This window comes from Rhodococcus sp. (in: high G+C Gram-positive bacteria) (assembly GCF_049299235.1).
Classification (GTDB): domain Bacteria; phylum Actinomycetota; class Actinomycetes; order Mycobacteriales; family Mycobacteriaceae; genus Rhodococcus.
On record NZ_JBAQXC010000331.1, the window covers coordinates 1 to 4,253 of the forward strand.

At 68.4% G+C, this 4,253-nt stretch carries 4 protein-coding genes; 1 reads left to right on the top strand and 3 read right to left on the bottom strand.

Translation table 11 applies throughout. The annotated features are described in order from the left end of the window. The coding region (locus tag WAX14_RS20760) for an MFS transporter (protein WP_422629936.1) at positions 1–966 on the bottom strand (966 nt) is incomplete at its 3' end. A 123-nt stretch (positions 967–1,089) separates the two neighbouring features. Between WAX14_RS20760 and WAX14_RS20765 the strand changes: the two genes are divergently transcribed. Next, positions 1,090–1,647, top strand: coding sequence for a TetR/AcrR family transcriptional regulator (locus WAX14_RS20765; RefSeq protein WP_422629937.1), 558 nt, complete (start codon positions 1,090–1,092; stop codon positions 1,645–1,647). Here WAX14_RS20765 and ilvA read toward each other — a convergent pair. Together ilvA and WAX14_RS20775 are read right to left on the bottom strand one after the other, a co-directional pair. After that, positions 1,635–3,077, bottom strand: coding sequence for a threonine ammonia-lyase IlvA (gene ilvA / locus WAX14_RS20770; RefSeq protein ID WP_422629939.1), 1,443 nt, complete (start codon positions 3,075–3,077; stop codon positions 1,635–1,637). The genes WAX14_RS20765 and ilvA overlap by 13 nt on opposite strands. After that, on the bottom strand, positions 3,037–4,253 hold a 1,217-nt coding region (locus tag WAX14_RS20775; protein WP_422629938.1), incomplete at its 5' end, for a thiamine pyrophosphate-dependent enzyme. The genes WAX14_RS20775 and ilvA, both read right to left, overlap by 41 nt.

A 4,253-nucleotide genomic window follows, 5' to 3' on the forward strand; every position in this document is an offset into this window, starting at 1 on the left:
GGCCGCGGTGCCGGGAAGCATGAGAAGCCCGGCAGTCAGCGGGCTCACTCCGAGCACCAACTGCAAGTATTGCGATCCGAAGAACAGCACTCCGGCCAGCGCGAACACCGACAGCATGTTGGCGACCACGGCGGTGGAGAAGGCACGGTCGGCGAACAGTGACAGGTCCAGCAGCGGCGAGGCCGTGGTGCGCTGACGGTGAACGAAGAACAGGGCCGCGAGCACACCGACACCGCCGACGAGCAGGTTCTGCGGTTGCAGACCGTGCAGCGCGGATTCCTTCACGGCGTAGACGATCGGCAACACCGCGGCCAGCGACGCAACCGCACCGACGAGATCGAAGCGGCCGGGCGCCGGGTCACGGGATTCGGGGATCAGCCGCGGTGCGGCCAGCACGAGGATCGCCATGATCGGCAGATTGACGAGAAACACCGAGCCCCACCAGAAGTGTTCGAGCAACCAACCACCGACGAGCGGTCCGGCCGCAGCCCCACCGGCGGCCATCGCGCTCCACACGCCGATGGCGAGGGTGCGTTCACGGGCGTCGGCGAACATGTGCCGGATCAGACCGAGTGTCGCGGGCATCAGGGTTGCCCCGGCGACGCCCTGCAGGACCCGGGCCGCGATGAGCATCTCCGGGCTGACCGCCCAGGCGGCGAGCGCCGAGGCGGCGGCGAACCCGACGGCACCGATGATCAACAGGCGGCGGCGCCCGATCCGGTCGCCGAGCACGCCCATGGTCACGAGCAGACCCGCGACGGCAAACGAGTACACGTCGATGATCCACAGCAACTGGACGCCGGTGGGTGCGAGATCTGCGCTGATGAACGGCAGGGCGAGATCGAGCACGGTCGCGTCGATCGCGATGAGCAGGACCGCGCAGGCGAGCACGGCGAGGCCCAGCCAGGTGCGGGCGTCGGCCCGCGACGGCGAATCGGTAAGCGTGGTGCCGGGGTGTTCGTGCATGACCTCGTCCTACGAGTACGTGTCCTCCGAGAGAACAACTTCTGAACCGTCCAGCCGGTACAGTCGAACCAGGCTAGCAGCGGACCGTCCGGCCGGTACAGTCGTTTGGCTAGGATCACACCCATGGCTTCCGACACCCGCGACCGGATCCTCGACGCACTCGAACGCACACTGCTCGACGTCGGTGTCGCCCAGGTGACCCTGGAATCCGTGGCGGCAGCTGCCGGCGTATCGAAAGGTGGCCTGCTCTACCACTTCCCAACCAAGGAAGCACTGCTCGCCGCGATGGTCCGACGGCTCGGCTCACGCAGCGACGACCAACTCGCCGAGGCCGTCGCCGGCGGCACCCGGGTCGCCGAGTGGTACCTGGCCTACCCGGACGACCTCGGCGACGCCGCGGAGATCTCCCTGTTCCGCTCGATGGTCGCGGCCATGCGCAGCGCCGACGGGCAGCACGACGAGGTGCAGCGGGCCGTCGTCGACGTGATGCGCTCGTGGGACGACGGACTCCGTGCCGAGTTCGACGATCCCGTCGCCGCGGAGATCGTGCGGCTCGTCGGCGACGGCATCTACCTCGGCGCGCTACTCGGACTACCGCGCCCCGACCCCGAACTGCACCGCGCGATCATCGACCGACTGCTGCGCCGCGACGAACCGCACCGAGCGGGTCAGGTCAGGTAGCGGTACGCGGGCGATCCCGGCTCGAGCCGCTGCACCTGAAGCCTGGACGCATCCATCCGTGCGAGCAAGGGCGCCAGACCGTCCGCCGCGCCGAGTTCGACACCGACCAGCGCGGCACCCGTCTCCCGATTGTTGCGTTTGACGTACTCGAACAAGGTGATGTCGTCGTCCGGGCCGAGCACCTCGTCGAGGAATCGCCGCAACGCGCCGGGCTCCTGCGGAAAGTCGACGAGGAAATAGTGCTTGAGCCCGCGGTGCACCAGCGACCGCTCGATGACCTCGCCGTACCGTGAAACATCGTTGTTGCCACCGGAGATCAGGCACACCACGGTCGCGCCCGGCGGGGGCGCGAGGTGCTCGAGCGCCGCCACCGACAGTGCACCGGCGGGCTCGGCGATGATGCCTTCGTTCTGGTACAGCTCGAGCATCGCCGTGCAGATCGCACCCTCGTCGACCTGACTCATTCCGAACGGCACGGTGCCGAGCGCGTCCTGCCGGATCGTCGACATCAGCGGGAGATTCGCGTGCGAAACAACCTCCGCACCCAAGTGCGACACCACCGCGTACGGGACATTCCCGATCCGCTGGACCGCGGCGCCGTCGACGAACGGCTCGACCTCGGGCAGTGTCACCGGGCCACCCGCGACGAGCGCAGCTGTCATGGATGCGGCACCGGCCGGTTCGACCCCGACGATCGAGGTCTTCGGCGACATCTGGTGCAGGTAGGCTCCGATACCCGCCAACAGACCGCCACCACCGACCGGGACGACCACCAGGTCGGGCGATGTCGGCAACTGCACGAGGATTTCGCGGGCGATCGTGCCCTGCCCCGCCACGGTGCGCGCATCGTCGAACGGCGCAACCATCGTCGCGCCGGTGCGCTCGGCATCCGCGCGGGCCGCCGCTGCAGCCACATCGAAGGTGTCGCCGATGGGGATGAGCTCGACGAACTCACCGCCGTGGACACGAATCCGGTCGCATTTCTGCTTGGGAGTGCGCGACGGCACATAGATGCGTCCGCTGATTCCCATCGACCGGCACGCGTACGCCACGCCCTGCGCATGATTGCCGGCGCTCGCCGTCACCACACCCGCAGCCCGCTCTGCGTCGCTGAGTTGGGCCATCAGGTTGTAGGCGCCCCGCAGCTTGAAGGACCGCACCCGGGTCAGGTCCTCACGCTTGAGGTAGACGTTCGCACCGGTCAGGGCCGACAGTCGCGGGCAGTGCTCGAGGGGGGTCGGTACCACCGCAGGGGAAATTCGCTCCGCCGCCGCCTCGATGTCGGCCACGTTCACAACGGGCGCTTGCGTCGGTTCTGCGGTGTGCGGGTAGGTGGTCACCCGGTCAATGCTGCCACCCTGCTCACCGATCATCCAAAGCAATACCGGTTCACGAGCCGAACTGCGACGGACGCGGCATGTTCCGCAGATTCGACTTCGCCATCTGCACCGCCTCCCCGACACCACCGTTCATGACGACCTTCGACATCGCCAGCGCGAAGCCCTTGACCTGTTCGCCGGTGATGGCGGGCGGCAGGGACAACGCCAGCGGGTCGGTCACCACATCGACCAGGGCGGGTCCGGGATGGGCGAACGCGTCGCGCAGCGCCTGCTCGACGTCCGCGGGATCGTCGACGCGCCGGGCGAAGAACCCGAGTGTGTCGGCCAGTCGCGCATAGTCGACGGCGGGCACGTCCACCCCGAAGTCGGCGAGACCGTCGACGAGCATTTCGAGTTTGACCATGCCGAGCGTCGCGTTGTCGAACAGCACGATCTTGATCGGGAGCCGGTGCATCGCGACGGTGATGAGTTCGCCGAGCAGCATCGACAGACCTCCGTCGCCGCTGACCGACACGACCTGGCGGTCGGGTTCGGCGAGCTGCGCGCCGACCGCGTGCGGCAGCGCGTTGGCCATCGAGCCGTGCAGCGCCGACGACAGGAAGCGGCGCCGGCCGTTCGGATTCAGATATCGCGCCGACCACACGTTGCACATTCCGGTGTCGGCGGTGAAGACGGCGTCGTCGGCCGCGATGTCGTCGAGGATCGAGGCGACGTACTCGGGGTGGATCGGTGTCCGCTGCTTGACCGGTGTCGTGTACGCGCCGACAACCTTCTCCATCAATCCGCGGTGCTTGTCGAGAGTGCGGTCGAGGAACGTGCGATCGGTCTTGCGGCGGATCAGCGGTTGCAACGCCCGCAGGGTAGCGGCCGTGTCGCCGTGGACGGCCAGATCCAGGTCCGTGCGGCGACCGAGGCGGGACGCATCGACGTCGATCTGGGCGGTGCGCACGTCGGGCAGGAACTGGTCGTAGGGGAAGTCCGTACCGATGAGCAGCAGCAGATCGGCTCCGTGCATGCCGTCGTGGGCCGCACCGTATCCGAGCAACCCGGTCATCCCGACGTCGAACGGGTTGTCGTACTGGATCCATTCCTTGCCGCGCAGGCTGTGCCCGATGGGTGCCCCGACGGTGTCGGCGAGGGCGAGGACCTCGTCGCGGGCGTCGCGCACTCCCGCCCCGGCGAAGATCGCGACCGTCGCCGCCTCGTCGATCGCGTCGGCGAGAGCCCGCACGTCCTGCTCGGCCGGGACGACGGTCGGCCTGCCGG

Coding starts and splice junctions, on each gene's coding strand:
- WAX14_RS20765 (WP_422629937.1), top strand. CDS start 1,090: ATGGCTTCCGACACCCGCGACCGGATCCTCGACGCACTCGAACGCACA.